The 25,684-nt window shown below is 70.8% G+C and carries 22 protein-coding genes and 2 pseudogenes; 12 read left to right on the top strand and 12 right to left on the bottom strand.

Translation table 11 applies throughout. The features are described 5' to 3' along the window. Positions 1-28 precede the first annotated feature (28 nt). Complete coding sequence (locus ACIOMQ_RS32385; protein ID WP_362207134.1) at positions 29-1,114, bottom strand: enoyl-CoA hydratase/isomerase family protein; 1,086 nt, start codon at positions 1,112-1,114, stop codon at positions 29-31. A 259-nt stretch (positions 1,115-1,373) separates the two neighbouring features. Here ACIOMQ_RS32385 and ACIOMQ_RS32380 point away from each other — a divergent pair, with 259 nt between their 5' ends. Next, entirely contained in the window at positions 1,374-3,491 is a 2,118-nt protein-coding gene (locus ACIOMQ_RS32380) for a SpoIIE family protein phosphatase (RefSeq protein WP_402191444.1), read from the top strand. 111 nt (positions 3,492-3,602) lie between these two features. On the opposite strand, the gene ACIOMQ_RS32375 is transcribed toward ACIOMQ_RS32380, so the two are convergent. The 5 genes and pseudogenes from ACIOMQ_RS32375 to ACIOMQ_RS32355 form a co-directional block, all read right to left on the bottom strand. Further along, entirely contained in the window at positions 3,603-4,241 is a 639-nt protein-coding gene (locus ACIOMQ_RS32375) for an LAETG motif-containing sortase-dependent surface protein (protein ID WP_401758260.1), read from the bottom strand. Between the two features lie 252 nt (positions 4,242-4,493). Then, entirely contained in the window at positions 4,494-4,982 is a 489-nt protein-coding gene (locus tag ACIOMQ_RS32370; RefSeq protein ID WP_401269461.1) for a GNAT family N-acetyltransferase, read from the bottom strand. 43 nt (positions 4,983-5,025) lie between these two features. Continuing rightward, positions 5,026-6,189 (bottom strand): DUF6397 family protein, encoded by a 1,164-nt coding sequence (locus ACIOMQ_RS32365; protein WP_402191440.1) that lies wholly within the window; start codon positions 6,187-6,189, stop codon positions 5,026-5,028. Positions 6,190-6,286: 97 nt separating this feature from the next. Continuing rightward, on the bottom strand, positions 6,287-6,700 hold the full coding sequence (locus tag ACIOMQ_RS32360) for a roadblock/LC7 domain-containing protein (RefSeq protein WP_362207128.1): 414 nt from the start codon (positions 6,698-6,700) through the stop codon (positions 6,287-6,289). Between the two features lie 149 nt (positions 6,701-6,849). Further along, positions 6,850-7,067: pseudogene (locus ACIOMQ_RS32355) on the bottom strand (ATP-binding protein); the annotation flags it as partial. 311 nt (positions 7,068-7,378) lie between these two features. On the opposite strand from ACIOMQ_RS32355, the gene ACIOMQ_RS32350 reads away from it, so the two are divergent. Genes ACIOMQ_RS32350 through ACIOMQ_RS32335 form a run of 4 tightly spaced genes read left to right on the top strand, consistent with a single transcriptional unit; the run spans position 7,379 to position 10,978 of the window. After that, positions 7,379-7,744: a metalloregulator ArsR/SmtB family transcription factor gene (locus ACIOMQ_RS32350; RefSeq protein ID WP_362207126.1), complete on the top strand. Its 366-nt coding sequence runs from the start codon at positions 7,379-7,381 to the stop codon at positions 7,742-7,744. After that, positions 7,728-10,448 (top strand): magnesium-translocating P-type ATPase, encoded by a 2,721-nt coding sequence (gene mgtA / locus ACIOMQ_RS32345; RefSeq protein WP_401269466.1) that lies wholly within the window; start codon positions 7,728-7,730, stop codon positions 10,446-10,448. Before ACIOMQ_RS32350 ends, mgtA begins: the two co-directional genes overlap by 17 nt. Further along, positions 10,445-10,570 (top strand): hypothetical protein, encoded by a 126-nt coding sequence (locus ACIOMQ_RS32340; RefSeq protein WP_362207123.1) that lies wholly within the window; start codon positions 10,445-10,447, stop codon positions 10,568-10,570. The genes mgtA and ACIOMQ_RS32340 overlap by 4 nt, the downstream gene beginning before the upstream one ends. A 27-nt stretch (positions 10,571-10,597) precedes the next feature. Continuing rightward, positions 10,598-10,978: a GNAT family N-acetyltransferase gene (locus ACIOMQ_RS32335; protein ID WP_402191438.1), complete on the top strand. Its 381-nt coding sequence runs from the start codon at positions 10,598-10,600 to the stop codon at positions 10,976-10,978. 31 nt (positions 10,979-11,009) lie between these two features. Here the strand turns inward: ACIOMQ_RS32335 and ACIOMQ_RS32330 are convergent, their stop codons facing one another. Continuing rightward, entirely contained in the window at positions 11,010-12,497 is a 1,488-nt protein-coding gene (locus tag ACIOMQ_RS32330) for an LCP family protein (RefSeq protein WP_402191435.1), read from the bottom strand. Between the two features lie 177 nt (positions 12,498-12,674). Between ACIOMQ_RS32330 and tatA the strand changes: the two genes are divergently transcribed. Both tatA and ACIOMQ_RS32320 read left to right on the top strand, forming a co-directional pair. Beyond that, entirely contained in the window at positions 12,675-12,860 is a 186-nt protein-coding gene (gene tatA / locus ACIOMQ_RS32325; RefSeq protein WP_362207117.1) for a Sec-independent protein translocase subunit TatA, read from the top strand. 174 nt (positions 12,861-13,034) lie between these two features. Then, complete coding sequence (locus tag ACIOMQ_RS32320) at positions 13,035-13,610, top strand: TerD family protein (protein WP_189280859.1); 576 nt, start codon at positions 13,035-13,037, stop codon at positions 13,608-13,610. A 198-nt stretch (positions 13,611-13,808) separates the two neighbouring features. Here ACIOMQ_RS32320 and ACIOMQ_RS32315 read toward each other — a convergent pair whose 3' ends face one another. Both ACIOMQ_RS32315 and ACIOMQ_RS32310 read right to left on the bottom strand, forming a co-directional pair. Further along, on the bottom strand, positions 13,809-14,462 hold the full coding sequence (locus ACIOMQ_RS32315; protein ID WP_401269477.1) for a class I SAM-dependent methyltransferase: 654 nt from the start codon (positions 14,460-14,462) through the stop codon (positions 13,809-13,811). Between the two features lie 266 nt (positions 14,463-14,728). Continuing rightward, positions 14,729-15,631 (bottom strand): oxygenase MpaB family protein, encoded by a 903-nt coding sequence (locus ACIOMQ_RS32310; protein ID WP_401269479.1) that lies wholly within the window; start codon positions 15,629-15,631, stop codon positions 14,729-14,731. Between the two features lie 159 nt (positions 15,632-15,790). Between ACIOMQ_RS32310 and ACIOMQ_RS32305 the strand changes: the two genes are divergently transcribed. Together ACIOMQ_RS32305 and ACIOMQ_RS32300 are read left to right on the top strand one after the other, a co-directional pair. Then, a complete protein-coding gene (locus tag ACIOMQ_RS32305; RefSeq protein ID WP_362207168.1) occupies positions 15,791-16,099 on the top strand; it encodes a hypothetical protein in 309 nt (102 codons plus the stop codon). Between the two features lie 115 nt (positions 16,100-16,214). Next, positions 16,215-17,312 (top strand): hypothetical protein, encoded by a 1,098-nt coding sequence (locus tag ACIOMQ_RS32300; RefSeq protein ID WP_401758273.1) that lies wholly within the window; start codon positions 16,215-16,217, stop codon positions 17,310-17,312. Between the two features lie 86 nt (positions 17,313-17,398). Here ACIOMQ_RS32300 and ACIOMQ_RS32295 read toward each other — a convergent pair. From ACIOMQ_RS32295 to ACIOMQ_RS32285, 3 genes and pseudogenes are all read right to left on the bottom strand, one after another. Further along, a pseudogene (locus tag ACIOMQ_RS32295) lies at positions 17,399-17,932 on the bottom strand (MOSC domain-containing protein). 56 nt (positions 17,933-17,988) lie between these two features. Next, positions 17,989-18,171 carry a hypothetical protein gene (locus ACIOMQ_RS32290; protein WP_362207109.1) on the bottom strand — a complete coding sequence of 61 codons (183 nt, stop codon included), beginning with the start codon at positions 18,169-18,171 and terminating at the stop codon, positions 17,989-17,991. An 86-nt stretch (positions 18,172-18,257) separates the two neighbouring features. Beyond that, entirely contained in the window at positions 18,258-19,337 is a 1,080-nt protein-coding gene (locus ACIOMQ_RS32285) for an acyl-CoA desaturase (RefSeq protein ID WP_362207107.1), read from the bottom strand. Positions 19,338-19,618: 281 nt separating this feature from the next. On the opposite strand from ACIOMQ_RS32285, the gene ACIOMQ_RS32280 reads away from it, so the two are divergent. The 3 genes from ACIOMQ_RS32280 to ACIOMQ_RS32270 all read left to right on the top strand — a co-directional run bounded on the left by ACIOMQ_RS32280 (position 19,619) and on the right by ACIOMQ_RS32270 (position 25,378). Continuing rightward, positions 19,619-22,498: a DEAD/DEAH box helicase gene (locus ACIOMQ_RS32280; protein WP_402191432.1), complete on the top strand. Its 2,880-nt coding sequence runs from the start codon at positions 19,619-19,621 to the stop codon at positions 22,496-22,498. Beyond that, positions 22,495-23,853 carry an SWF or SNF family helicase gene (locus tag ACIOMQ_RS32275; protein ID WP_402191430.1) on the top strand — a complete coding sequence of 453 codons (1,359 nt, stop codon included), beginning with the start codon at positions 22,495-22,497 and terminating at the stop codon, positions 23,851-23,853. The genes ACIOMQ_RS32280 and ACIOMQ_RS32275 overlap by 4 nt, the downstream gene beginning before the upstream one ends. 175 nt (positions 23,854-24,028) lie before the next feature. Next, positions 24,029-25,378, top strand: a complete 1,350-nt coding sequence (locus ACIOMQ_RS32270) for an esterase-like activity of phytase family protein (RefSeq protein ID WP_362207101.1) — start codon at positions 24,029-24,031, stop codon at positions 25,376-25,378. Positions 25,379-25,684: the final 306 nt, after the last annotated feature.

The following is a 25,684-nucleotide window of genomic DNA, read 5'->3' as shown; positions in this document are numbered from 1 at the left end:
CGTCCTGCCCGGCCCGCCGCCTCCCGGCTCAGTCCGTCGTCCCGGAAGCGGCATCCGGACCGGGATGCAGGCCGAGCTCGCGGTCGCCCAGCGGCGCGAAGAAGAGTGCCACGTCGGCGTCGGTGACCTCGGCCAGGTCCGCCGGGCTCCACCGCGGATCGCGGTCCTTGTCGATGATCTGGGCACGCACGCCCTCCACCAGATCGTGCCTGGTGAAGGCCGTGCACGAGGTCCTGTACTCCTGGTCGAGCACCGCCTCCAGGCTGTCGAGCCCGCGGGCTCTGCGCAGCGCGGAGAGGGTCACCTTGAGCGCCGTGGGCGACTTGGCCAGGATCGTTTCGGCGGCCTGCTTGGCGGCGGGGACATCGCAGGTGCCGAGCCGGTCGAGGATCTCCTCGACGGAGTCGGCCCGATAGCAGAAGTCGATCCACTCGCGGTGCTCCGCCAGTTCGCCACCCGGCGCGGGCGAGGCGTGCCGTCGTATCGTCTCCTGGATCTCGGCGGCCGTACCGGAGGCGGCGAGGGCCGTGACGAGCTGGGCAAGGCGGTGCACCGGTACGAAGTGGTCGGCGAGCCCGCACAGCAGCGCGTCGGCCGCGCCGACCGCGTCCGCGGTGAGTGCGAGGTGGGTGCCGAGCTCACCGGGCGCAGAGCTGAGCAGCCATGTCCCGCCCACATCGGGGACGAAGCCGATGCCCGTCTCGGGCATGGCGACGCGTGAGCGTTCGGTGACGATACGGACGTCGCCGTGGGCCGAGACACCGACGCCGCCGCCCATCACGATGCCGTCCATGATCGCGACGTAGGGCTTGGGGAAGCGGGCGATACGGGCGTTGAGCCGGTATTCGTCGCGCCAGAAGTCCATCGAGGTGCCGTCGCCGGAGCGGGCGTCGCCATGGATCGAACGGATGTCGCCGCCCGCGCAGAGGCCGCGGTCCCCGGCTCCGGTGATCAGGACCGCGGTGACGGCGTCGTCGACCTCGGCTTCGGCGAGTGCTTCGTCGATGCGCAGCACCATGGCGTGATTCAGCGCGTTGAGGGCGCGCGGGCGGTTGAGGGTGATGTGCCGGATGCGTCCCTCGGTGTGCAGCAGAACGGGATCGTCGTGATTCATCAATGCGCTCCGGTCAGCCCCTGTGCCGTATCGCCCGCCGAACGCGGACGATCTTCCGCTGCCATTCTGCGGGGCGCGCCCAGGGCTCGGGCAGGCAGGGGTACGGGGCCCGGGGCCTGCCCTCGAACCGGGGCCTGCCCTCGGACCGGGACCTGCCGGATGTCCGCTGTGGCAGCCTGCCGGAACCGGTTCGACAATTGAGTCACGCCGTACGGGCCGCGCCGTCCGGCAGTCCCGCCGGACGATCTCCGGAGCAGGAATGAGCGATCACGACCGGCAGCCGCGTTCCTCCGTCCCGCCCCGCCCGCTGATCGAGAAGACGCCCAACGGCGAGACCGCGACGGCGCAGCGGCTTGCCATGAACCGGACGGGCAGTTTCGAGTGGGATCTCAAAGCCCGGACGCTGGACGTCGACGACGCGGGCCTGCTGGTCTTCGGGCTGGATCCCCTGACCTTCGATTCACGGCCCGAGTCCGTGGTGGAACGGCTCGAACCCTCGGAGCGGGCCCGGCTCGACATGGCGATCGACGAGGCGATCAGGGGCGGGCGCAGTTCGTACAGCGTGCACATCCGAGTGCCGCTCGACGGCGGCAAGGACCAGTGGGCCCATATCCAGGCGCGGATTCTGCGCCGTGACGACGGGCGGGCTCAGCGGGTCATCGGGGTGGTACGGGACGCCACGGCGGAGGTCACCCATTCGGCCTTCGTGCTGGACCTGGAAAAGCGGCGACAGCGCCAGACCAATATCATTGAACGAACAACGAGTGCGCTGTCGCGTGCGGTGACCGTGGATGATGTGACGGCCGCGCTCACCGGACCGGGCGGGCTGGCCCGGCTCGGTGCGGACGGGCTCGCACTCGGCCTGGTCGAGAACACCTCGCTGAACGTCATCGCGCTCAGCGGCGACCCGCTGGAGGCGATCAACGGGCTGGGCTCCGGAGGGCTGGACCGCCGCTTTCCCCTGGCCGACACCGTTCTCAGCGGACGACCCCGGTTCCTGAACTCGGTCTCGGGACTCGCCCATCGCTATCCCGTGGTGGCTCCCCATGCAGGGCAGCTCAGATTCCGCGCGGCCGCCTATCTGCCGCTCGTCGCCCAGGCGCGTTCCCTGGGTAGCCTTGCGCTCTTCTACCGCGAGGAAACGGCCTTCAACGCGGATGAGCGCAACCTGTGCCTGGGACTGGCCGCCATCGTGGCGCAGTCCCTGCAGCGGGCGACGCTCTTCGACGAGGAGCGCGAATTCGCCACCGGTCTCCAGGCGACCATGCTGCCCCGGCGGATCCAGGAGATCGAAGGCGGCGAGATAGCCGTGCGGTATCACGCGGCCTGGAGCGGACGGCAGGTGGGCGGTGACTGGTACGACGTGATCGCGCTGCCCAAGAACCGCTTCGGGATCGTGGTGGGTGACGTCCAGGGTCATGACACTCATGCCGCCGCCATCATGGGCCAGCTGCGCATCGCCCTGCGCGCGTACGCCGGCGAGGGGCACTCTCCGTCCACGGTGCTGGCCCGGGCTTCGCGCTTCCTCGCCGAACTGGACACGGAACGCTTCGCGACCTGTACGTACGCCCAGGTCGACCTCGCGTCGGGAACCGTACGTGTGGTTCGGGCCGGGCATCTCGGCCCGCTGATCCGGCACATGGACGGCAGGGTGGGCAGCCCTCAGGTGCGGGGCGGGCTGCCCCTGGGGATTTCGACCGACTTCGAGTACGAGGAGTTTCCGGGGACCCGGCTCGACCTGGTGCCGGGCGACACCCTTGTCCTGTACACCGATGGACTGGTGGAAGAGCCGGGGGGCGATATCGAAACCGGTGTGCAGGCCCTGATCCACGAGGTGAGCGAGGGACCCGCGGGCGCCCGGGCCTTGGCCGACCATCTGTCGGACCGGCTCTGGGAGCGCTGGGGGTCCGGGGACGATGTCGCCCTGCTGGTGCTGCGGCGCAGTCCGGACCCGGGGTCGCCGCGGGCCCCACGGTTGCACCTGTACATTCACCAGGCGGACCCGGAGGGCCTGTCCGACGCCCGTACGATCGTGCGCCAGGCCTTGAACGACTGGGACATGTCCGAACTGGCCGACGACGCCGAGCTGGTGACCGGGGAGCTGCTGGTGAATGTGCTTCTGCACACGGAAGGCGGCGCGGTACTCACTCTGGAGGTACTGCCGGAACCCGTCCGGCGGGTGCGGCTGTCGGTGCAGGACCGTTCGAGCGTCTGGCCGAGACGTCGCAGTCCGGGCGAGACCGCGACTTCGGGGCGGGGCCTGCTGCTCCTGGATGCCGTCGCTGCCCGTTGGGGCATCGAGTCCCGCGGCGAGGGAAAGGCGGTCTGGTGCGAGATCGGGTCCTCCGCTCCCCCGCCGCCCACGGGGCGGAAGTGACGAGGGCGCCGAAGAGCGAGAGCACAGATGAGGTGTGGCGTCTGCGCGGGAGGGCGCACTCCTCGACCGGTGGTCCCGGCACAGTTCCCGTGCCGGGACCACCTTTTTACGTCAGTGCTGTGCGGTACGACGCTTGCGCACGGACCACATGATGCCGCCACCGGCCAGCAGGACGGCCACAGCCGCTCCACCGATGATCGGAGTGGCGGACGAGGAACCCGTCTCGGCCAGGTCCGGCGAGCTGGGGCTCGGGGAGGCCGCGGCGGGGGCGGACTCCGAAGGCGCCTCGCTGGGCGTGGCGCCTTCGGTGGGCTTGGCACTCTCCGTGGGCGCCTCCGAGGAGGGCGACTGCGACGGCGTGGCCTCGGACGGCTCAGGGGACGGCGTGGTGCCCTCGCACACCGGTGCCTGCTTGGTCTCGTCACGCGAGAAGTTGTTGCCGTCGCCGGCCTTGACGACAAGATGAACCGTCAGTTCCTTGTCGTGCTTGGGCAGCTCGAGCTTCCTGTGGAACTCCCTGCCGAAGGTCTCGGTGGGCAGGAGGTCCTTGCCGTCGACAGTGACGGTCACCTGGTTGGTGACGTTGCTGTTGTAGGCGGTCAGGTCAAGGCTCACGTCGGTGCAGGTCACGGCCCAGGTGGGGGTGTGAGCTGCAGCCGGGCCGGCGCAGAGGACCGTGCCGGTCAGGCCGACCACCGCCGCGGCCGCGAGTGTCCCCGCAGCGCGCAACGATCTCCTGGGTATGGTCATGAATTCTTCCTCCGCATATGTTTCAACGCCCGAATGGCGGTGGGGCGCACAGTACTGCCCCAGATATCCACGCATGCGCCCGCCCCATGAAGCATCCGGGGTCACAACTGACCCCACATCACCACCGGCTAGGACATGACGGACACAGCGCACAGAGCGTGGCAGAGGCTTTTGACGGGAACTCCTTCCGGGGCGTCGCCAGAGAGTGCGGTCGGAGCCGATGCCGCGCGGCCGTCGGGGACGGCACGCGCGTCAGAGGCGGCGGTACATGATGTACAGCCCGACGAATCCCTGCTTGGGATGGTTGAACCCCTCGGGCAGGGTTCCGAGGATTTCGAAGCCGAGCGAGTGGTAGAGCCGGACGGCGTGGGTGTTCGTCTCCACCACCGCGTTGAACTGCATGGCCCGGAACCCCGACGAGCGGGCCCAGTCCAGCGTGTACGTGCAGAGGGCCCGGCCCACTCCCTGCCCTGAATGCCCGGGGTCGACCATGTAGCTGGCGCCCGCGATGTGCGCGCCGTTGCCCATGTGGTTGTTGTTCATCTTCGCGGTGCCGAGGACCGTCCCGTCGTCATCGACCGCGACGACCGTGCGGTTCGGCGATTCGAGGAGCCACCAGGAGCGCGCCTCGCTCTCGGCGAGGTCGAGCGGATAGGTGAACGTCTCGCCCGCTGCGACGATTTCATGGAAGAACGGCCAGATGGCGGCCCAGTCCCCGGATGTGGCTTCCCTGATCAGCATGTGGGCCAGGATCCCGGTGCCGTTCACTCCGCGCGAGGTAATTTCAGCGGGGACGCCGGGATGGGTGCCTCCGCAGCCCGAGCCGGGCGAGCAGCCCGCGTGCAGGTTCCGGCACGGTTGTCGGTGGATGTCCGGGAGCGGGATCCTGATCACCCGTCCGATCGGAACCGCGTACGAAAGTGAGTGCGGGTTCGGGCGCCGGGCCGGGGCCGGACGCCGGGGCGGGTTCGGGGACCGAAACAAGTCCCGGCCCCGGCTCCGCACCGGGTTTCGTCCCACCACCGCGTTCAAGCCCGGCCCCCGGGCCTGGCTCGGAGGCGGGTTCGATCCCATTGCCGGGATCGGGTTCGGGATCCCGTCGGCGCTCGTTCTCCACCTCAGGTCCGGGATCGCGCCCGGGGCCGGGACGGGGTCGCCACCCGTCGCCCGGCCGCGGAGCCTGACGGGCCTCCCGGGCATTGTCCAGCTCCAGGATCAGACCGACCCGCCGCCACAGCATCTCGTCCGGTTCGTCGGCCTGCATCAGGCGCGCCATCGTCTCCCGCGCGGCAGGCGACACCGTTGGACCGTAGACCGTTTCGGACCGGATCCTGGCGAGGTAGGCGCGCTCGTACGGATCCTCGACCACCTCCGCGAACTGCACCGGGTCCAGTGTGTCCGCGAGCACGGCCGCACGGGCCCATGGTTCCTCCGTGAGGCTCAACAGCCGTTCGATCCGGCGTGAGCGCCACTCACGCGCCCGGCAGTCCGCGCCTCCCTCCAGCCGGCTGCGCACCCAGGCCGGGCTCCTCCCCACCAGGAGGCGCGGTTCCCGGGCGGCGAACCCTGAGAGCTCCTCGGCGAGGTAGAGCCATACCACCGCCCGGTACCGGTTGAGATAGAAGGTGATCGGCGTGAGGCATCCCGCACGGGCCAGCTTGGTGAACCGGTCCGGGCTGATCCCGAGCAGCCGCGCCCCTTCCGCCGTCCCCACCGTGCGCACCTGCCCCCGCAGCGTCTCCGGGAACCCGGCCTGCGCCCGCAGCCGGTCGACTTCCTCCCTGCGGACCCTTGCCCTTCCCCCACCACCTTGCTGCACCAGCACCCGGACCAGCCCCATATGCACGGCGATGGCGAACTCACCGCGCTTCAGCTGGAGTTCCTGCGCGGCCGTACCCGCGGCCATCGTGCTCGCCGTCTTCGCACACCCGGTTTCGATGACTGTCATGACGTTCTCCCCCCGCGACCCTCAATTACTCTCTGTGAGCAGAGTAGTCCGGGGGAGCCACCGTTCGTACGGCCTGTGGACAACTCCCGCGACAAGGTCAGGGCTGGGTGCCCTCTTCGCTCCCCTCCTGCCGCGCGGCGACACCGAGGTGCTCTCCGACCCTGTTCACGAGCAAGGTCATCTCGTACGCGACCTGGCCGACGTCGGCCTCGGCCTCGCTCAGCACGCACAGGCAGCTGCCCTCGCCCGCGGCCGTCACGAAGAGCAGCGCCTCGTCGAATTCCACCATGGTCTGCCGGGCCTTCCCGGCCCGGAAGTGGCGTCCCGATCCACGTGCAAGGCTGTGCAGCCCGGACGAGACCGCGGCGAGATGCTCGGCGTCCTCACGAGCCAGGCCCGTGCTCGCCCCCGTCACCAGTCCGTCGTTCGACAGCACCAACGCGTGCCGTATGTGCTCGACCCTGCTGGTCAGATCGTCAAGGAGCCAGTCAAGTCCCCTGTCCAGCGCCATTTCCCCGCTCCTCCCCGCTCATGCGTTCCCCGTGCCCCACGTTTCGCGTAAGCCTTGCGCACTGGTCACGTACGGGCAAGCGCTCCTCCGTCATGTGGCCGGGTCCGGGCCCCGGGCCACGCAGCGGAAGAGCGCCGGGAGAGTCGGCTCACCGAGTCGAGGAGCCGGGCCGTGTGCATCCCGCCCCGGCGTACTCGACCACGCGGTTCAGGACTTCCCTGCCGGAGTCCCGGTCGCGTGCATCTCTCAGGACGACGGGTGTACCGAGGCCGAGGTAGAGGGCACGGAACACTTCGCGTTCACCGTACGAACGAGCGCCCGCGAAGCAGTTGGCCGCGACGACGAAGGGGATCCGCCGGTGCTCGAAGCGACAGCGGCGACAGCGGCGACAGCGGCGACAGCGCGGCAAACGAGAACCCGACCCGTGGGGTGTGGTCGCTTTCTTTACGATGTGATTTTCTTTGCGGTGCGGCTTCTTTGCGATACGGCCGTCGCCCGCTCACACGCTGCCCGGACGAGTCCACCGGGCGATGGGTCTGTCCGAGAGCGTCTGCCGGCCGCGGTCGAGAGCGCGCGGGCCCGCGCACGAAGGCATGGGCCCGCTGACCGCAATCGTCCGGCGCCTACACTGGGTGTTTCGGGTGCGAGGGACAGCCCACGCGGACAGGGAGAGCAAGAGTGTCGACAGCTGCCGACGGCGGTTTCGAGGATCCGCCCGCGGAGGTACTGGTGGAGGCGGCCGCCGCCTTCGGCCTGCTGGCGACGCCTGCGCGGCTGCACATTGTGTGGGCCCTGTCCCAGGGCGAAAGCGACGTCACCGGCCTCGCGGACCGGGTGGGCGGCACCCTGCCCTCGGTGAGCCAGCACCTGACGAAGCTGAAGCTGGCCGGTCTCGTACGGTCACGGCGCGAAGGCCGCCGGCAGGTGTACCTGGTCGACGACCCCGATGTGGTGACGGTCGTACGATTGATGGTCGGCCAGCTCGCCGCACGCGCCGGACACCCGCCCGAGCAGTCCGTACACCTCCGTGGGCTCGGTGCCTGAGAGCAGTGCCGCCGCGAGTCCCGGCAGCACCGATCCCGATGATCCGTCCGCCGTCGTCGTGCCGATGCCGGGCACGGCGGCCGGCCCGTGCGATGCCCCTGAGGGCGCACCGACCGCATCGCCGAGTGCCGCCCCGACCTCCTTGCAGGTGCTCCGTTCGCTGGACAGCGGTCCGCGGGGGCTGCTGGAGGCGCAGGCGGAGGAACGGCTGGCGCGGTTCGGCGAGAACACTCTGCCGGCCTGGCGTCCGGTCTCCTGGCCCCGCCGTTTCCTGCGCAGCCTGCGGGATCCGTTCACCTCGGTGCTTCTCTGCCTGGGCCTGGTCTCGGCAGCGGTGGCCTCGTGGGGCACGGCGTCGGTGACACTGGTGCTCGTGGTCGTCAGCTGTCTGCTGCGCTCCGCGGAGGAGCATCGGGCCGACCGCTCGACGGCCGCCCTGCGTGAGCTGGTGGCGACCACCGCGACCGTACTGCGCCGCACCGGCCCGGACGCCGCGCCGCAGACGCGTGAGCTCCCGGTCGGCGAGCTGGTACCGGGCGATGTGATCAGGCTCGGGCCTGGGGATCTCGTGCCCGCCGATGTGCGGCTGCTGCGCGCGAGCGGCCTGACCGTGCATCAGTCGGCCCTGACCGGTGAATCGGCGCCGGTGGCCAAACAGCCCGTCGACACGCCGGACCGATACCTCACGGCCGCCGCCGGGCCCGCCGTCGAGGCCGGGCTGTTCGGGCGGCCCGAGCTGTGTTTCCAGGGCAGCAGCGTGGCCTCGGGCAGTGGTACCGCGGTGGTGACGGCCACGGGTGCGGACACCAGGTTCGCCGCCGCGTACGACGGTTCGGCGCGCCGCCGGGGCACGAGCGCCTTCGACCGTTCGGTGCAGGGGATCTCCTGGACGCTGATCCGGTTCATGCTCCTCACCCCGCCCCTGGTGCTGATGGCCAACGCGGCTCTGCGCGGCCGCGGTCTGGAGACGCTGCCGTTCGCCGTCGCGGTGGCCGTCGGTCTGACTCCGGAGATGCTGCCGGTCATCGTCACGACGGCGCTGGCCAGGGGCGCTTCGCTGCTCGCCCGGAACCGCGGGGTGATCGTCAAACGGCTGCCCGCGCTGCACGACCTCGGGGCGATCGACGTGCTGTGTCTGGACAAGACCGGGACACTCACCCAGGACCGGCCGGTCGTCGAACGGTCGCTGAACGGGTCGGACCGGTCCGACCCCGAGGTACTGCACTGGGCCGGGGTCAACGCGCTCTGGACGCTGCAACTCGCCGATCTGCCCGCACCCGACGCACTGGACGAGGCGGTACTGGACGCGGCCGAGGAGCAGGAGGAGGCGCTGTCCGCGTACGACGGCGTGGCCGCGCTGCCGTTCGATCCGGTACGGCGCCTCGCCACCGCGGTCGTCCGCAGCCCAGGAAAGCTCGGTACGCACACCCTCGTCACAAAGGGGGCGGTGGAAGCGGTGCTCGGCCGTTGCGCCCTGGAGGACGACGAACGGGAGCGGCTGAGGGCCTTGGCCGCCCGTGAGGCCGCGAACGGTCTGCGGCTGCTCGCGGTGGCCCGTACCGAGCGGCCCGCCCGGCTCGGCGCGTACACGACGGCCGATGAACGGGGGCTGGCTTTCCTCGGCTTCGTCGCCCTGCGGGACGCGCTCACGCCGAGCGCCGCGGAAGCGCTGGACGTGCTGGGCCACCGGGGCATCGCTGTGAAGGTCCTCACCGGAGATGATCCGGGGACGGTCGCCCGGGCCTGCCGGGACCTGGGCCTCGACCCGGGCGAGGTGGTCTCCGCGGAACGGATCGACGCGATGTCGGACGGCCGGCTCGCGGAGGCCGTCGACCGGGCCACGGTCTTCGCCCGCTGCACACCCGAGCACAAGGCCCGGATCGTCTCCGCGCTGCGTGGCTCCGGGCACACCACCGGATTCCTCGGCGACGGCGTCAACGATCTGCCCGCGATGCACGCGGCCGATGTCGGTATCTGCCCGCGCAACGCGGTCGACGTGGCGCGGGAGACCGCCGATGTGGTGCTCGCCGAGAAGGATCTCGCCGCCATCGATCACGCGGTCACGGCGGGCCGGCACTGCAGCGGGAACATCGCCACGTATCTGCGCATCACGCTCTCGTCGAATCTCGGCAATGTCATCGCGATGCTCGCCGCAGGGCTGATGCTGCCGTTCCTGCCGATGCTTCCGGCGCAGGTCCTGGTGCAGAACCTGTGCTTCGACGTGGCGCAGCTCGCCTTCGCGTTCGACCGGCCCGCACCCGCGGTACTGCGGCGGCCCACGGTCCTGCGTCCGCGCGACTTCCTCCGCTTCATCACGGGCTTCGGTCTGCTGAACGCCACCGCCGACCTGGCCACTTTCGCCGTGCTGGCCTACGCGTTGCACGGTTCGGCGACATCGGTGGGGCAGGAGGCCTTCCACTCCGGATGGTTCACCGAGAACCTGCTCACCCAGGCTCTGGTGATGCTGCTGCTGCGCACCGGGCGCCGCACCGCCGAGGATCGCAGCGGCGGACCGCTGCGCGCGGCCGCGTCGGGTCTCGCGGTGGTCGGGCTGCTGCTGCCGCTCACCCCGCTCGGTCCATTGCTGGGCATGATCGCGCTGCCACCGCTCTATTACCTGTTGCTCGCAACGGTGCTGGCTCTGTACGCATACGGGCTGTGGGCCGCCCGTGCCCGCTACGAGCGGAAGAGGAGAAACCCATGACCCCGTCGCGCGTCGCCCACCCGGACTCCGGCTCCCGTGCGGGCTCCGGCGGTGGGCACGTGGCGTGTGCTCGACGCGCCACGCTCGACGACGTGCCCGCACCGGAACGGCTGCGGGGCTGATGCTGGACGAGGTGGGGAGGGACATCGGTGGCGCCGACGCCCCGTGGCGGGCGGTTCACCGAGCGGCTGCGTCACTCTGCCACGTCCGCCGCGTTCCTGGTCGACGATCCCGCACTCCGCACCGTCGCCGGTGCGGTGGGAGCGTGCGACGCGCATGCCCTCGGCCCGGCGAACCCGAGCGGTCTGCACGGGCACGTCACCCACGTCAGCACCGATCCCAGCCGGCGCCACCGCGGGCATGCCCGGGTCTGCCTCGACGCCCTGCTCACGTGGTTCCGTGAGGAGGCCCGTGTCACCGTGGTCGATCGGAACGCCACGGCGGACGGCGCCGCTCTGTACGAGTCGTACGGCTTCGAGGCTCCCCGTCACCCCGCGCCCCGGCTTCGGACGGCCCGGGCACCGCGCTGAACGCCGAGTTCCCGGTTCCGGAAGCGTGCGCTCAGCCGTACGAAAGGTCCGCGCACGGGTCGTCGTCGGCCGATCGGACCCCGTCGGCGACGGCGGGTGCCACGGCGGAGTGTGCCGGTGCCCCGGGGACGACCGATGGGTTCCGGGCGAAGGTACTGCCGAGGATCACCTGGATGCCGGCGGTGCCTGACGGCGTCGTCCGGGCTCCCGCGAAGAGCCGTGCGGTGGTCTCCGCCTCGTCCCGCAGGCCCGGTGCGTACTCGATGACGGTCGAGGTGTGGTCCTGGCTGCTCGCCGTGGCCGTGGTGGTGACGGTGAAGCCCCGGGAGCGCAGGAGTCCGGCGGCGCGGGCCGCGAGTCCCCTGACGGTGGTGCCGTTGTAGACGGCGATGCTGATGCCCGCGCCGGAGACCGGGCTGGTGGCCGCGTCCGAGGCCGGGCCGTGCTTCTCCCCCTCGGTCCCGGCCGGTCCCCTGCCGCTGGCGTCCTGGCCGTCGACCGTGCGGTCGGACTTCAGCAAGGCCCAGAGCTCGTCGGCGTCCGGTTCGACGATCGCTACGCGTGCGCCCTCGTAGCGCCAGGGGACGGTGACGAACTTGGTGTTGTGCAGATCGACGCTCCTCATCGACATGGCGAACGAAAGGAGCCGGTCGGCCGAGCCGAGGCCCGGGTCGACGGTCAGCGCGTCGGTGGCCGCGTCGGCGAGGGGCAGCAGGGTCGTCGGGTTCAGCCCCCGTGACCTGACCTTCTTGATGAGGGAGGCCACGAATGCCTGCTGACGCTTGATCCGCCCCACGTCCGAACCGTCGCCGATACCGTGCCGGAGCCGGACGTAGTCGAGTGCCCGCTGTCCGGAGACGGTCTGCGGACCCTTCGTGAAGATCCGGGCTCCTCGGGTGGACCGCTTCGGGTCGAGGTCGCGCTGGTGGATGTCCTGGGGCAGACACACGAGTACGCCCCCGACGGCCGTGGTCAGCGCGGAGAACCCGGCGAAATCGACGACGACGGTGTGGTCGACGCGCAGGCCGGTGAGCTGTTCGACGGTGTTCTGGGTGCAGGCCGGGTTGCCCTCTGCCGTCTCCCCCACCGAGAACGCCCCGTTGAACATCACGTCGTGCCGCGGCACGGTCCACCTGCCCCCCGGCACCTTGCAGGCCGGGATGTCGACCAGTGCGTCACGGGGAATGGACACCGCGACGGCGTGTCTGCGGTCGGCGTACACATGGAGAAGGAACGCGGTGTCGGAACGGCCCACCGCGCCCGTGCCGCCGCCCAGCCCGCTGTTGTCGCCCGAGCGCGAGTCCGACCCGATGACCAGGACGTTCTGTCCCTTCGACGAGCCGGGTGGCCGGTCGCCGGAGATCCCGTCCGCACTGAACGTGTCGATGCCACCGTTCAGTTCGAGGTAGACCCATCCGACGCCCGCGACGAAAAGGACGAGGCAGGACAGCCAGGACGTCGCCGTCCGCCGCAGGCTGCTGTCCCTTCGCCTGTCCGCCGCCGTGCGGCTTCCTGTCATCGGCCATCCCGTCCGTCCGGATTCCCTTGGGGGGAGACACGCCCCGCCGCCTCACGGTTGTACAGTTGCGCAATGTAGCAAGTATTGTTGGGTGGATCACCGGCCCTGCCCACAGTCAGCCTGACGCACGGCCCGCGGACGCCGCGCGAAAACACCGAAAGAAAGGGCGGGACGTACATGTTGCGCAACGGCCTCGAACCCTGGCACCTGTTGATCGTGGCGATTGTGGTGATCGTGCTGTTCGGCTCGAAAAAGCTGCCGGACACGGCCCGCGCCCTGGGCAAATCCATGCGGATCCTGAAGAGTGAGGCGAAGGCCATGAAGGAGACCGACGCGAGTCCCGGCGCCGATCCACGCACATGAGGCTCCGGCCCACCGACGTGAAGCAGCCCTCACAGCTCAATACTTCAGGGATTGCGCAAGCAAGGGAACCACGGGCGCGACGCCGTCGTTGACCCGGGTGACAGCGAAGGAACGCTGATCACCGAATCGCTGGACCACTGGACCACTGGACCAACAGATCAATGGAGGAAGTTCATGGGTGTGACCCTGGCCAAGGGCGGCAACGTCTCCTTGTCGAAGGAAGCGCCCGGCCTGACCGCAGTGACGGTCGGCCTGGGCTGGGACGTACGGACGACGACGGGCGCGGACCACGACCTGGACGCGAGTGCGCTGTTGTGCTCGGACGCCGGAAAGGTCCTCTCCGACCTGCACTTCGTCTTCTACAACAACCTGACGAGCCCGGACGGTTCGGTCCAGCACACCGGTGACAACCTGACCGGTGAGGGCGAGGGCGACGACGAGTCCATCAATGTCGACCTGGCCGCTGTCCCGGCCGATGTCGCCAAGATAGTCTTCCCGGTCTCCATTCATGACGCGCAGAGCCGCGGGCAGAGCTTCGGCCAGGTCCGCAACGCGTTCATCCGCGTGGTGAACCGGGCGAACGGCGTCGAGCTGGCCCGCTACGACCTCAGCGAGGACGCGTCGACCGAGACGGCCATGGTCTTCGGCGAGCTGTACCGGCACGGCGCGGAGTGGAAGTTCCGTGCCGTCGGACAGGGTTACGCCTCGGGCCTGGCCGGTATCGCGTCCGACTACGGCGTCAACGTCTGACCGGAGGAACGCCACGGGCGTTGAGCACGGGCCGCTCCCCTCTCCCCCGCACCGGGGCGAGGAGAGCGGCCTGTCCGCTCTGTGTACTGCCGTCCGGTCGTCTCGTACGGGAACGGGTTCTGATCGACGCTGCCTCACCGGCACCGGCATGACTCCCGGCGACTGACCGCACAGAAGGCCGTCATCCGGACTTCGCGTTCAATCGAGTGGGTTGTCGGCGTCCTGCGACTCAAGCACGAGAGAACTCCACCGGACACGGTCGCGACCGTGAAGATCGGGACGCTCGCTGCGATGGACCGTCGGCAGGCCATGTGCAGCACCCAGCTCGGATGTCTCAGCGAGGGACACGTCGAACATGTGGCGCCCTGCGGGCACGGGGCCGTGGCGGAGGTTGACGAAGAACCGGCCGCCAGGCATCAGCAATGTGGCGATCCTGGCCATCGCACGCCCGCGTTCCTCGGCATCCAGATGCATCCACACCGCAGTGGCAAAGACCGCGTCGAACCGCCCTGTGTGCTGGCTCAGCGTCAGGTTCGGGAGAACATCGTCGACCCAGTCGATCCCGCTGTCCGCATGGATTCGCTGTCCGTGCGCCCGCAGCTCCGCGGTCGGCTCGACCGCCACGACGCTGTGCCCGAGGGCCGCCAATGCGGCAGCATCACGCCCGGTGCCCGCACCCACGTCGAGGATGCGCCCGGGCTCGGCAGGGACCAGCCGCAGCACGTCGCGGTGGACTTCGCCGAAGGTGACTTCCTCGTACTGGACCGCCAGCGTGTCCGCCGCCTCGGCATATCCAGCCGTGCCCCTGGCCGGGCAGATGCCGTCCCCGTTGGTGGGCAATTGATCACTCATGACGGCAGGCTACCGGCCTGCGGATGCCCGACATCACCCTGTCCTACGGCGGCGACAGTTGGAGTGGCCCGTCAGGCAGACCGCCCCGGCCTCACCGGTTCGAGTTCCGTGGTTGCGACGGGGGCGCACCCGGGGCGCATTTCAGAAGCTTCGGAATTACGCCGGTTCCTCGCCCTCTCCGTACGGACGCGCCGACCGGCGAGCGCTCGGCCCTCCTGATCACTTCCCGCCCGGGCGGCGTCCGTCCCGACCGCTCACCCGGCTTCTCACTCGGCCGGAGCTCCGGGGCGCCTGTCGTGCGGAACCGGACAGCCGGAAATGCCCTGACCGGGGAACGTACCGAGCCCGGACACCTCGTAGCCGCTCGGGTAGCCCTTGATCTCGGGGTTCTGCCGGGCGTAGTGCGGGGTGGAGCGCGGCGGCAGCAGTCGCACCGCCCGTGCCCGCAGTCGCAGGGCGCCACGGGTGAGGTTGCGGGCCGCGGGGGTCGGGCGTTCGTACCGGAATGCCCGCACCAGCGAATCGTCGAGAAGTGCGAGGGCCGCCTTCCGCGCGACGGGCGCGAAGGGACGTGGATACCAGGAGCTCATCAGGTCCAGCGTGGCGTCGGAGACGCGGCGTCCCCCTTCGTCCCAGCCGAAGTTCTCGGCCTCGTAGCTGTCGAGGGTGCGCTCGAAATCCTCGTACGTCTCCGGCAGGTCCTTGATGCCCATATGGGCACCCAGGGTCCGGTAGTAGACGGCGCATGCCCGCAGTTCGTGGTCGGACAGCCGACGCCAGCCGTAGTGGTCGAGCCACCGCTTCGGGGTGACGACGAAGGTGCACAGCACGTAGCGCATGTCGTCGTTGCTGATGTCGTAGCTGCGGTGCATCTGATTGATCCGGCGGATGGCCGTGCGTCCCGGGGCGCTCTCGAAGCCGTGCTCGACGACCGCGTCCAGAAGGAGTGCGGTGTCGTCGTAGCGCTTCTGTGGACGGTCCGTCAGTTCGGCCGTCTCGGCGAGGAGTCGTCCGATGCTGGGAACGGCATAGGTGCGGTACAGGGCCAGTTCGAGGGCGCGGGCGAGGTCCCAGGGGAATTCACAGGTGGCCGTGATCCGGTAGATCCGGAGGAAGTCCCGCTCCGGATCGAGGCGCTGAATCTCCTTCAGCCGGTCATACCGCCGCATCCCGCTGCCCCCTTGCCTCGGCCGGAGGTCCAACTCTACGTCGGCGGGGAACACCATAGGTGGTAGTTGTATGCGCAAGTGCCAGACGTGCGGATGCTGTTCGAGCGGCTGTCGCTCGAGCACGTCATGCACGCACAGATCCTCGGAAAGGCGGTCTCCATGATCGACATAATCGGCAGTCTGCGGAAGGTCGTGTCCCCGGACCGGAAGGGCGAGCGGCCCGCCGCCCCTCTCGACGAGGGCCGGCGCAAACAGCACAACCTGTTCGAGGCGGCCGCCACCTATGTCTCGGCATCCGTCGAGGAGGATCAGGCGCGGATCGACGAGGCGAGCGGCTGGGTGTCGCCCGAGGCGCTCTCCTTCGGTATCAGCGAGCTGGCCTGCCGGGCCGTCATCGCGCTGGCCCGCGAGCGAGACGAGTCACCGCAGACAGTGGCCCGCACGCTGCTCGGTCTGCCCACCGACTGAAGAGCCCCGTCCACCGAGCTGCGGGCCCGGCGCCCCCTTGTCAGGGCCTCGACGAGTGGGTTACCGACTCGTTAAGGTGCGCCGACGGAAAACCACGACGGACAAGGAGGGTGCCGTGGCCGGCACGAGCGACGCAGTCGCCGACGACGACGCACTGTATGTGCTGACCGCGGTGCTGCTGACACCGGCGCAGTTCCCTGGCGTGCTCGGTGACGACTACCCCGCCGCGTGCGCGGCGCTCGCCCTCGAACCGTACGCCGAGGGGTACGGGCTGGTCCTCGGCCAGGACAGCGGTGGGGCACGGTGGACCGTCGTCGTCGACGACGTATCGCTGGTCGCGGTCGCCATCGCGGCCTGGGACTGCGGAATGGAGTACGACCTCTCCCCCGACGAGCGTTCGGTGGTCTGCGCTCTGCCCGGCTGGCCGCTCGCGGTGCGGGTCGCCGCTCCAGGTGTGCCCGCCCCGCACGATCCGGTGCCGGACCCGGGTGCCGAGGGTACCGATCCCGCGCCGCTGGCACCCCCCGACACGGAGTCGTGGGGTCCGGCCCAGCGGCGCATGGGAGCGGACGAGATAGCGCACCAGTGGGCGGCCTGGCGTGAGCAGCTCGACGACGGGACGGCCTTCGCCGCTCCGGGCAGTGAGGCGGGCGCGGCCGGGGGCCGGGCCGACGACCGCACCGCACCCGCCGCGGTCCCGGCTCAGAAGGACGATGCCGCCACCGGCGCGGCGAGTGAGGGCTCGGGCGAGCACCCGGCGGAGCCCGAAGGCGCGGGCAAGAACGGGCCCGAGGGGCGAGCCGGGGCCGGAGTCCTCGGCGGGGGCGATACCGAAACCGGAGACGAAGCCGACGTCGAGATCGAGCCCGGAGCCGAGAACCGGACCAGGACCGACGAGGCCCCTACCACCGCCCGCGACCCCGCGCAGGACACTCCTTCCCATGCACACCCCGGTGTGTGCCGGGCCCTCGCGGAGGCCCATGCCTATGTGGACGCCCCGCCGCCGCCGGGCCGCGTCCGTTCCTCCTTCGCCACGAATGACGCCCGCATGCTGCGCGCCGACGGGCCCGGCTGGTCGCTGGTCGCCAGGACCGACGACATCGCGTTCATCCTGCTGGACGAGGAACCGGGCGAAGTGCTGCCGATCGGGCGTGGCACGGAACTGCCCGGCTTGCTGAACGCCCTGGACGCCATGGCGGTACGGCCGGCCTGAGGGAACTCCCGGTGCGCGGCGAAAAGCCGGATACCGTTTCCTGCCCGACGCCCCGGTGCCCACCGCACGGGACCTGCATGCTCCGGTTACACGCGCTCCAGCGCCCGACGCGGCCCGGCCGGCAGCTCGACCTCGACCGGGTCACCGGGCCGGACCACACCACCGACCGCGACGACGCCCCTGATCCCGGCCTTGCGCACGATCCGGCCCGCCGCGTCCCGGCCGACCACCTTGCTTGAGGAGCCCGTCCTGGAAGGTGTCGATCTGCAGACATGGGTCGCGCAGGCCGGCGACCTCGACGACCGCCTCGTCGCCGAGGTACAGCAGAGCGCCGCGGCGGGGAGGGCGAGGAGGCCGACCCCACTGGTGGTGACGTTCTCCCCGAGATCGCCCGGGGCGACTTCGAAACCGGCCGCCCGCAATGCTCCGAACAGCTCCGCGTGGATGAGGTGAACCTGGCGCAGATTCGGCTGGGTGGGATCCCGCGCGACCCGGGAGCGGTGCTTGACCGTGATCCCCGCGTGCACATCGCCCTCCACACCGAGCCCGGCCGGCAGGGTGACGCTCTTCCGATTCGGCTTGGTGAACGAATAGGTCGCGCTCCTGCTCACCGCCGTCACTGTCCCACTCACTGCGGAACCCCCATGGTGGTCGGCTTGCTGTCGGCGACTTGTTGTCAGTGGCCTATTTCCTTGCGGGTGATCCTGCGGAGCCTGCGCCGCTGACTCGGGTCCAGCAGCAGGTAGGCGACCGCCGGGACTCCGATCAGGACCAGCAGTGACAGCCAGAACCCGATGAACGGCATCAGGATGACTGCCGCGACGACTCCCCCGATGGCAATCTTTGCGCTGTTCGACATCGTCCATGCCTCCTTCGCGGCCCGGAGCCGCTCCTGCTGTGAGAACGCCTGTGCGTGCCCATCGGTTCCAGCCGGCCGCGGAGTCCTCAGCGCAGGGGTTCGCCGACCTCGTGCATGTGCTGGAGTGCCTGCCGGTAGGACTCGATCAGCCCGGTCTCCGTGTACGGCATGCCGAGCGCCTTGCAGTGGGCGCGGACCATGGGCTGCGCCAGGCGCAGATGCGGGCGGGGCATGCTCGGGAAGAGGTGGTGCTCGATCTGGTAGTTCAGCCCGCCGAGGAACCAGTCGGTGAGGACGCCGCCGCGTACGTTGCGCGAGGTGAGGACCTGACGCTGGAGGTGGCCCCAGCGGTCGCCGTCGGGGTCGGGCATCTCCATGCCCTTGTGGTTCGGCGCGAAGGCCATGCCGAGGTGGAGCCCGAACAGCGCATGGTGGACGAGTGCGAAGACGACGGCCTTCCCCGGGGACATGACGGTGAGCAGCAGTGCCGCGTAGAGACCGAGGTGCGTGACCAGGAGCAGTGCGGAGAGGGCCCGTTCCCGGGCGGGCTGCTGCCGCAGGTACTGGAAGCCGGAGATCTTGAGCGCGATGCCTTCGAGGAGCAGCATCGGGAAGAACAGCCGGGCCTGGTTGCGCGTGAGCCAGCGGGCGAAGCCTTCGCGCTGGGCTGCCTGCTTCTGGGTCCAGACCAGGGCGCCGACGCCGACGTCCGGGTCCTTGTCGATGTGGTTGGGGTTGGCGTGGTGACGTACGTGCTTGTCGTTCCACCACGCCTCGTTCATGCCGAGCAGCAGATTGGCGTGCACGAGGCCGATGGCCCGGCCGGTCTTGCGGTCGCCGGATATCTGCGCGTGTCCGGCGTCGTGTCCGACGAACGCGGTGCGGGACCAGAAGATCGCCAGCGGCAGTGCGAGCAGCAGGTTCCACCAGGTGTTGCCGAGGAGGAACATGCCGGTGAGCACAGCTCCCAGCGCGACCAGATTGGTGGCGATTCCCGCCGTGTACCACCCGGTGCGCCGATCGAGGAGCCCCTGCCCCTTCACCGCCCGCAGGAGGGGAGCGAAGTCGCTCCCCTGGCTCGGGGCGGGTGTGGCGCCGTCGGCACCCACAGCAGTTCCCGAACTGTCACGGGCGCCTTCCACAACGGCGGCTACGGCCTGGGGCATGATGTCTCCGGTCTCTGAAAGGCTGCGCTGACCTGTAGAAACGTAGGGTCACCGGGGGTGTGGCAACCATGGCGCCACCACCCGGGATTTCCGGGGGCCAGCCCCCTCCCCCCGGAGGGGGCTGGCTGCACCCCGAGGCGTGGCACGCGGTCGCGCGGGGCCGTCGGGCCGCCCGGAAGTGGGATGGATCACGGCGATTCCGCCCACCGGAAGGCGCAGCGGTGGAGTACCCTCGGCGACTCGTACTCCGACTAGTCAAATTTGAGGAATTCGGCATCGCTGTGCACAGGCTCCCTGCGGCAACGCTCTCCGAGATCTCCGCACTCTCCGGCTGCTCCGTGGCCTTCCTGCCCGCGGACCCGTCCCGTACGGGCCGCATCGCCTTCTGGCATCCGGACGGCAGCAGTCCGCCCGACGCCCCCGGATCCGTCGAGGAGCTCACCGTCTTCGGCGCCGACGCCCGGGTGTACGTCGTACCGGCGCGGCTGCTTCCGGTCCGCGACGCGCTGCCCGTGCTCACGCGCGCACGAGGCTCGGCGCACGCCTCCGGCGCGGCCGCGTTCTGGGGCGCCGCCGCTCTCCTCGCTCTGCAACTCGCCGCCCGCGGCTTGCTGTTGCCCGGGCTGACCGCCACCGATCACGACGCCTGGCGAACCGGTCCGCTGACCGCCGACGATCAGTCGCGGATCCGTACGCTCGCCGCCTCGATGCCGCCCCTGGCCCATGCGGTACCGCTCGACGGGACCGCGCAGCCCGTGCTGCTGCCCGAACCGGAGCGGCTGCTGCGCGCGTTCCTCGACGCGGTGGCGGACGGGCTGCCGCGCACCCCCGCCGCGGCCTTCGCCGCCGGCGGCCCGGCTTTCGCCGTCGACGCGCCGCAGCATCTGCCCGGTCAACGGGCCTGGGCCACCGATGTCGCCGCCGGGCACGACGCGGGCGTCCGGCTCTCGCTGCGGGTCGAGGTGTCGGGGCCGACCACGCCGGACCAGGACCGCGAGCAGCCCGCCGGGCCGTCCTTCCGCGCTGTCCTGCAGATCCACAGCGTCAGCGATCCGGCGGTGGTCGCCGATGCCGCCGAGGTCTGGGCCGGCTCGGCGCCGGCCGCCGCCTTCGGCCCCCGGGTCCGGATGGACGCCCTGCTGGCGCTGCGCCGGGCCGCCCGTGCCTGGCCCACGCTCGCTCCGCTGCTGTCGGCCGCGGTGCCCGACTCCGTGGAGCCCGCCGACGAAGAGCTCGCCGAACTGCTCGGCCCCGCCGGACGGGCACTCGCCGCGACCGGCGTACAGGTGCACTGGCCGAAGGAACTGGCCCGCAAGCTCACCTCACGTGCCGTCGTCGGCCCGCCCGGAGACGGAACGGACCAGGAGCACGCGGGTTTCGCCCGCACCGGGTCGGACGCCCCGCCGCTGCTGTCGTCCGACGCGCTGCTGACGTTCAACTGGTGGTTCGCCCTGGGCGATCAGCAGCTCAGCCGCGCCGAGCTCGACCGCCTCGCCGAGGCCAACCGGCCGGTGGTGCGGCTGCGCGGCCAGTGGGTGCTGATCGACCCCGAAGAGGCACGGCGTGCCCGCGAGACCCAGGACCGCAAGGTCACTCCGATCGACGCGCTCGGAGCCGTGCTGACCGGTTCCACCGAGGTCGACGGCCGCCGGGTCGACGTCCTGGCCACCGGCTGGCTGGAGCAGCTGCGCCGCCGGGTGGCCGAGCCGGAGTCCGGCGGGCAGCAGACGATCGGTCAGCCTCCGGCTCTCGCCGCCACTCTGCGCGACTACCAGCTGCGCGGACTGAACTGGCTGCACACCATGACATCGCTCGGTCTGGGCGGCTGTCTCGCCGACGACATGGGGCTCGGCAAGACCATCACGCTGATCGCTCTGCATCTGCACCGCCAGAGCATCGAATCGGCCTCCGGGCCGACGCTGGTGGTCTGCCCCACCTCGCTCATGGGGAACTGGCAGCGGGAGATCGAGAAGTTCGCGCCCGCTACGCCGGTGCGCCGCTTCCACGGTGGATCGCGCAGCCTCACGGATCTGGCGGGCGGCGAATTCGTCCTGACCACGTACGGCACGATGCGGCTCGACGCGGCGAAGCTCGCCGGCATCGGCTGGGGCATGGTGGTCGCCGACGAGGCGCAGCACGTCAAGAATCCGTACTCGGCAACGGCCGGGCAGCTGCGGACGATCGGGGCACGGGCACGGGTGGCGCTCACCGGCACCCCCGTGGAGAACAACCTGTCCGAGCTGTGGGCGATCCTCGACTGGACGACGCCAGGTCTGCTGGGCCGGCTCGGCACCTTCCGCACCCGCTACGCGCGGACCGCGGAGGGCGGCGATCCGGCGGCGGCCGAGCGGTTGGCCGCACTGGTGCGGCCGTTCCTGCTGCGACGGCGCAAATCGGATCCCGGCATCGCGCCCGAGCTGCCGCCGAAGACCGAGACGGACCGGACGGTGTCGCTGACGGCGGAACAGGCGGGGCTGTACGAAGCGGTGGTACGGGAGACGCTGGCCGCGATCTCCGGCGCCGACGGCTTCGCCCGCCGGGGCCTCGTCGTGAAGCTGCTGACGGCTCTGAAGCAGATCTGCAACCACCCCGCGCAGTATCTCAAGGAGAAGGAGCCCCGGATCGAGGAGCGCTCGGGAAAGGTGGAGCTGCTGGACGAACTGCTCGACACGATCCTGGCGGAGGACGCGAGTGTGCTCGTGTTCACCCAGTACGTGCAGATGGCCCGGCTGCTCGAACGGCACCTGGCGGCGCGTGGGGTGCGCACGCAGTTCCTGCACGGCGGCACACCGGTCGCGGAGCGGGAGGCCATGGTGAACCGTTTCCAGGCGGGCAAGGCTCCGGTCTTCCTGCTGTCGCTGAAGGCGGCCGGCACCGGACTCAACCTCACCCGGGCGGCCCATGTCGTGCACTTCGACCGGTGGTGGAACCCGGCGGTCGAGGCGCAGGCCACCGACCGCGCGTACCGGATCGGGCAGACGCAGCCGGTGCAGGTGCACCGGCTGATCGCCGAGGGCACCGTCGAGGACCGGATCGCCGCCATGCTGGCCCGCAAGCAGGGACTGGCGGACGCGGTGCTCGGTTCCGGAGAAGCGGCACTGACCGAACTGACGGACGCGGAACTGGCCGATCTGGTGGAGCTGCGAGGGGGCACGCGATGAGTGACGCATTCGACAGAGACGGGGACGAATCCGTGACCGGCGACGGGAGGGACGCCCCGGTGCAGGAACGTACCTTCGCCGCGCTGCCGCCCGCGCGCGGCCGCGGCTTCGCGGAGACATGGTGGGGCCGGGCATGGCTGAAGGCCCTGGAGGACACCGCGCTGGACGGCCAACAGCTCAAGCAGGGCCGCAGGTTCGCCCGCGAGGGCCGGGTCGGTGCGCTTTCCGTACGGCCCGGCCGGATCACCGCGGTCGTCCGGGACCGGGACTCGTCGGCATACCGCAGTGATGTGCTCCTCCAGGAGCTGAGCGAGGCGGACTGGGAACGGTTCCTGGACATGGCCGCCGCCCGGGCCGGGTACATCGCGGCGCTCCTCGACCGCGAGATGCCGCCGCACCTGGTGGAGGACGCGGCGGCGGCCGGTATGGAACTCCTCCCGGGGATCGGCGATCTGGACCCGGAGTGCACCTGCGGGACGTGGGACCACTGCCCGCACACCGCCGCCCTCTGCTACCAGGTGGCGCGGCTGATGGACGAGGATCCGTTCGTCCTGCTGCTCGTGCGCGGGCGCGGCGAACGCCGGCTCCTGGGCGAGCTCCAGGAACGCATCGCGGCCCGCGCCGAGGGGTGGGCGCCGTCCGGGTCGGCCGTCTCCTGCGACGGGTCCGGTGGCTCGGCTGAGAAGGCGAAGGACCGGGGCGTACGGGCGGACGAGGCGTTCGCCGCACGGGACATCCTGCCGCCGCTGCCCGCTCCTCCGCCGCTGCCGGCGGAACCGGGCCCCGCGCCGTCGCTGGGCACGGAGACGGAACCGGAACCCGGCGTCGATCCGTCGGCCCTGGAGTTGCTGGCGAGGGACGGTGCGGCACGCGCCCACCGGATGCTGGCGGACGCGCTCTCCCCCGGCCATGAACAGCAGCCGCCACCAGCCGGGTTGACGCCGCAGCAGGACGCCGTGCGGCTGGTCGCGGATGCCCGGCCCGAGCCCTGGATCGCGACACGGCTGGCCGTCGGATCGGGGCGGTCCCGTGCCGGACTCGACGCGGCGGTGCGTGCGTGGCAGTACGGCGGGGCGGCCGCGCTCACCGTGCTCGACGAGGAGTGGACGCCGGATCCGCAGACCCTGGCCAGGGCCCGGGCCGGCCTCGCCGCGGCCTGGGAGGAAGGCGAACAGCCCCGGCTCCGGTCCGCCGGCAACCGCTGGACCTCGGTGGACGGCGGCGTGCAGCTCAGGTACGGGCGGGACGGGCGTTGGTGGCCGTACCGCAAGGAGAGCGGACGCTGGGTTCCGGCGGGCCCGGCGGACGACGATCCGGCGGCAGCCCTGGGAGGTCCGTGCGGATCGGACGGCTGACGCCGCCGTTCATGAGGTCGGCTCAGCGGCGAAACGGCGGGACCGGGCAGGACGTCCGGCCCCGCCCCCGTCTGGCATCCCGTTCTGCCCAGGAGTTCATTTCCACGTCACCATCCGTTGATGCTCAGGGCAGAACCTGACGGCCGTCCGAACCGTTAGCACCCCAGGAGGCCCCATGTCCGCGCGTGTTGTCCGTCGTTCCCTTTCCGTCGGGCTGCCGCTCGCCCTGCTCGGGACGGTGTGTGTCGCCGGGACTGCGACGGGCGCGCAGGACCGGCACGGGCGTCCGGAGCGCACCGCGCGGGTCACCGGGAGCGCCGTGCTCGGTGACGTTCCCCTGGCCGGTTTCAGCAACGGGCTGCTCCCGGGGACGGTCGCCGACGACCGCGGTGTCATGCTCGGCGGTATCGGCAGCGACATCTACCCGGCCGACCGCAAGGACGAGTTCTGGACGGTGACGGACCGCGGCCCCAACGGCCAGATCAAGATCGACGGGAAGAAGCGGCGCACCTTCCCGGTCCCCGGTTTCGACCCGGCGATCGTCAAGGTACGAATCAGCGGCAAGCGCGTCCAGGTGCTGGGGGCCATACCCCTGACCACGCGCTCCGGCGCCGCCGTCACCGGTCTGCCGAACCAGCGGATCCGCGACGAGGCCCCGTACACGTACGACGCGAAGACGCCGCTCGCGTACGACCCGAACGGCCTCGACACCGAAGGCATCGTCCGTGCCGCCGACGGCACGTTCTGGCTCGTGGACGAGTACGGCCCCTCGCTGGTGCACGTCTCCGCCCGGGGCCGGGTGCTGACCCGCTATGTCCCGCAGGGGCTCGGGCTCGCCGGTGCCGACTACCCGGTGGTGGAGGCGCTGCCCGGCGTGCTGCTGCACCGCAAGGTCAACCGGGGGTTCGAGGGGCTGGCCCAGCTGCCGGGTGGCGATCTGGTGCTGGCGGTGCAGAGCCCGCTCTCGCTGCCCGACCAGGACGCGGGCGAATCCTCGCGCAATGTGCGGCTGCTGCGCTTCTCGACGAAGAAGCGCGCGGTCACGGCGGAGTACGCCTACCGGTTCGACGCCGTGGACGTCGTGGACCCGGGTGAGGACGACACCTCCGAGCTGAAGATCTCCTCGGTCGTCGCGATCGGACGGGACCGTCTCCTGGTCGAGGAGCGCACGGACAAGGCGGCCCGCTTGCACCGGGTGACGCTCCCGCACGGCTCCGGCATCCTGGGTTCCGCGTGGGACGATCCGTCGGTATCGCCCTCGTACGAGGAGCTCACCGACCCGGCGGCGTCGGGCGTACCGGTGCTCCGGAAGAGCCTGGTCGTCGACCTGGGCAAGGTCGCGGGCATCCCCGGAAAGATCGAGGGCGTGGCGGTGACGGGCCGCGACACGCTCGCTCTCATCAACGACAACGACTTCGGGATGACCGACGGCGCCGAGGCGTTCGACGCGAACGGCCGGCTGGTCGACAGCGGCATCGAGACGTCGGTGACGCTGCTGAAGCTGCCGCGCCCGCTGCGCGGCTGACGCCGTAGCCACCTCCGGGAGGTTCGCCGGCTCCGGCCCTCGACCGGCGAGCGCCTCCCGGAGGTGGCACTCGGCGACGCCCGCCGCCGCCCCGTGGTCCGGGAAGTCTCCGTCGAGGAGCCGCAAGGGTCCGGCGGCGTCCACGAGCACGTGGTCGGGGCCGCGTCCGCCGTCCGCCGTCTCCGCTCCCGCGTCTGCTCTCCGCAGCCCCGGCCCCGTGCCGGGGTTGTCCACCTTCTTGATCCGCCGCGCTCCTTCGTCCACGCACCCGATTCGGGCTGCCGTCTTCCGCAGCCCGCGCGACGC

It is taken from the genome of Streptomyces sp. NPDC087845 (assembly GCF_044742755.1).
Lineage (GTDB): Bacteria > Actinomycetota > Actinomycetes > Streptomycetales > Streptomycetaceae > Streptomyces.
Note: the sequence above shows the minus strand (reverse complement) of the source record. Positions and strands in the feature narration are given on the sequence as shown.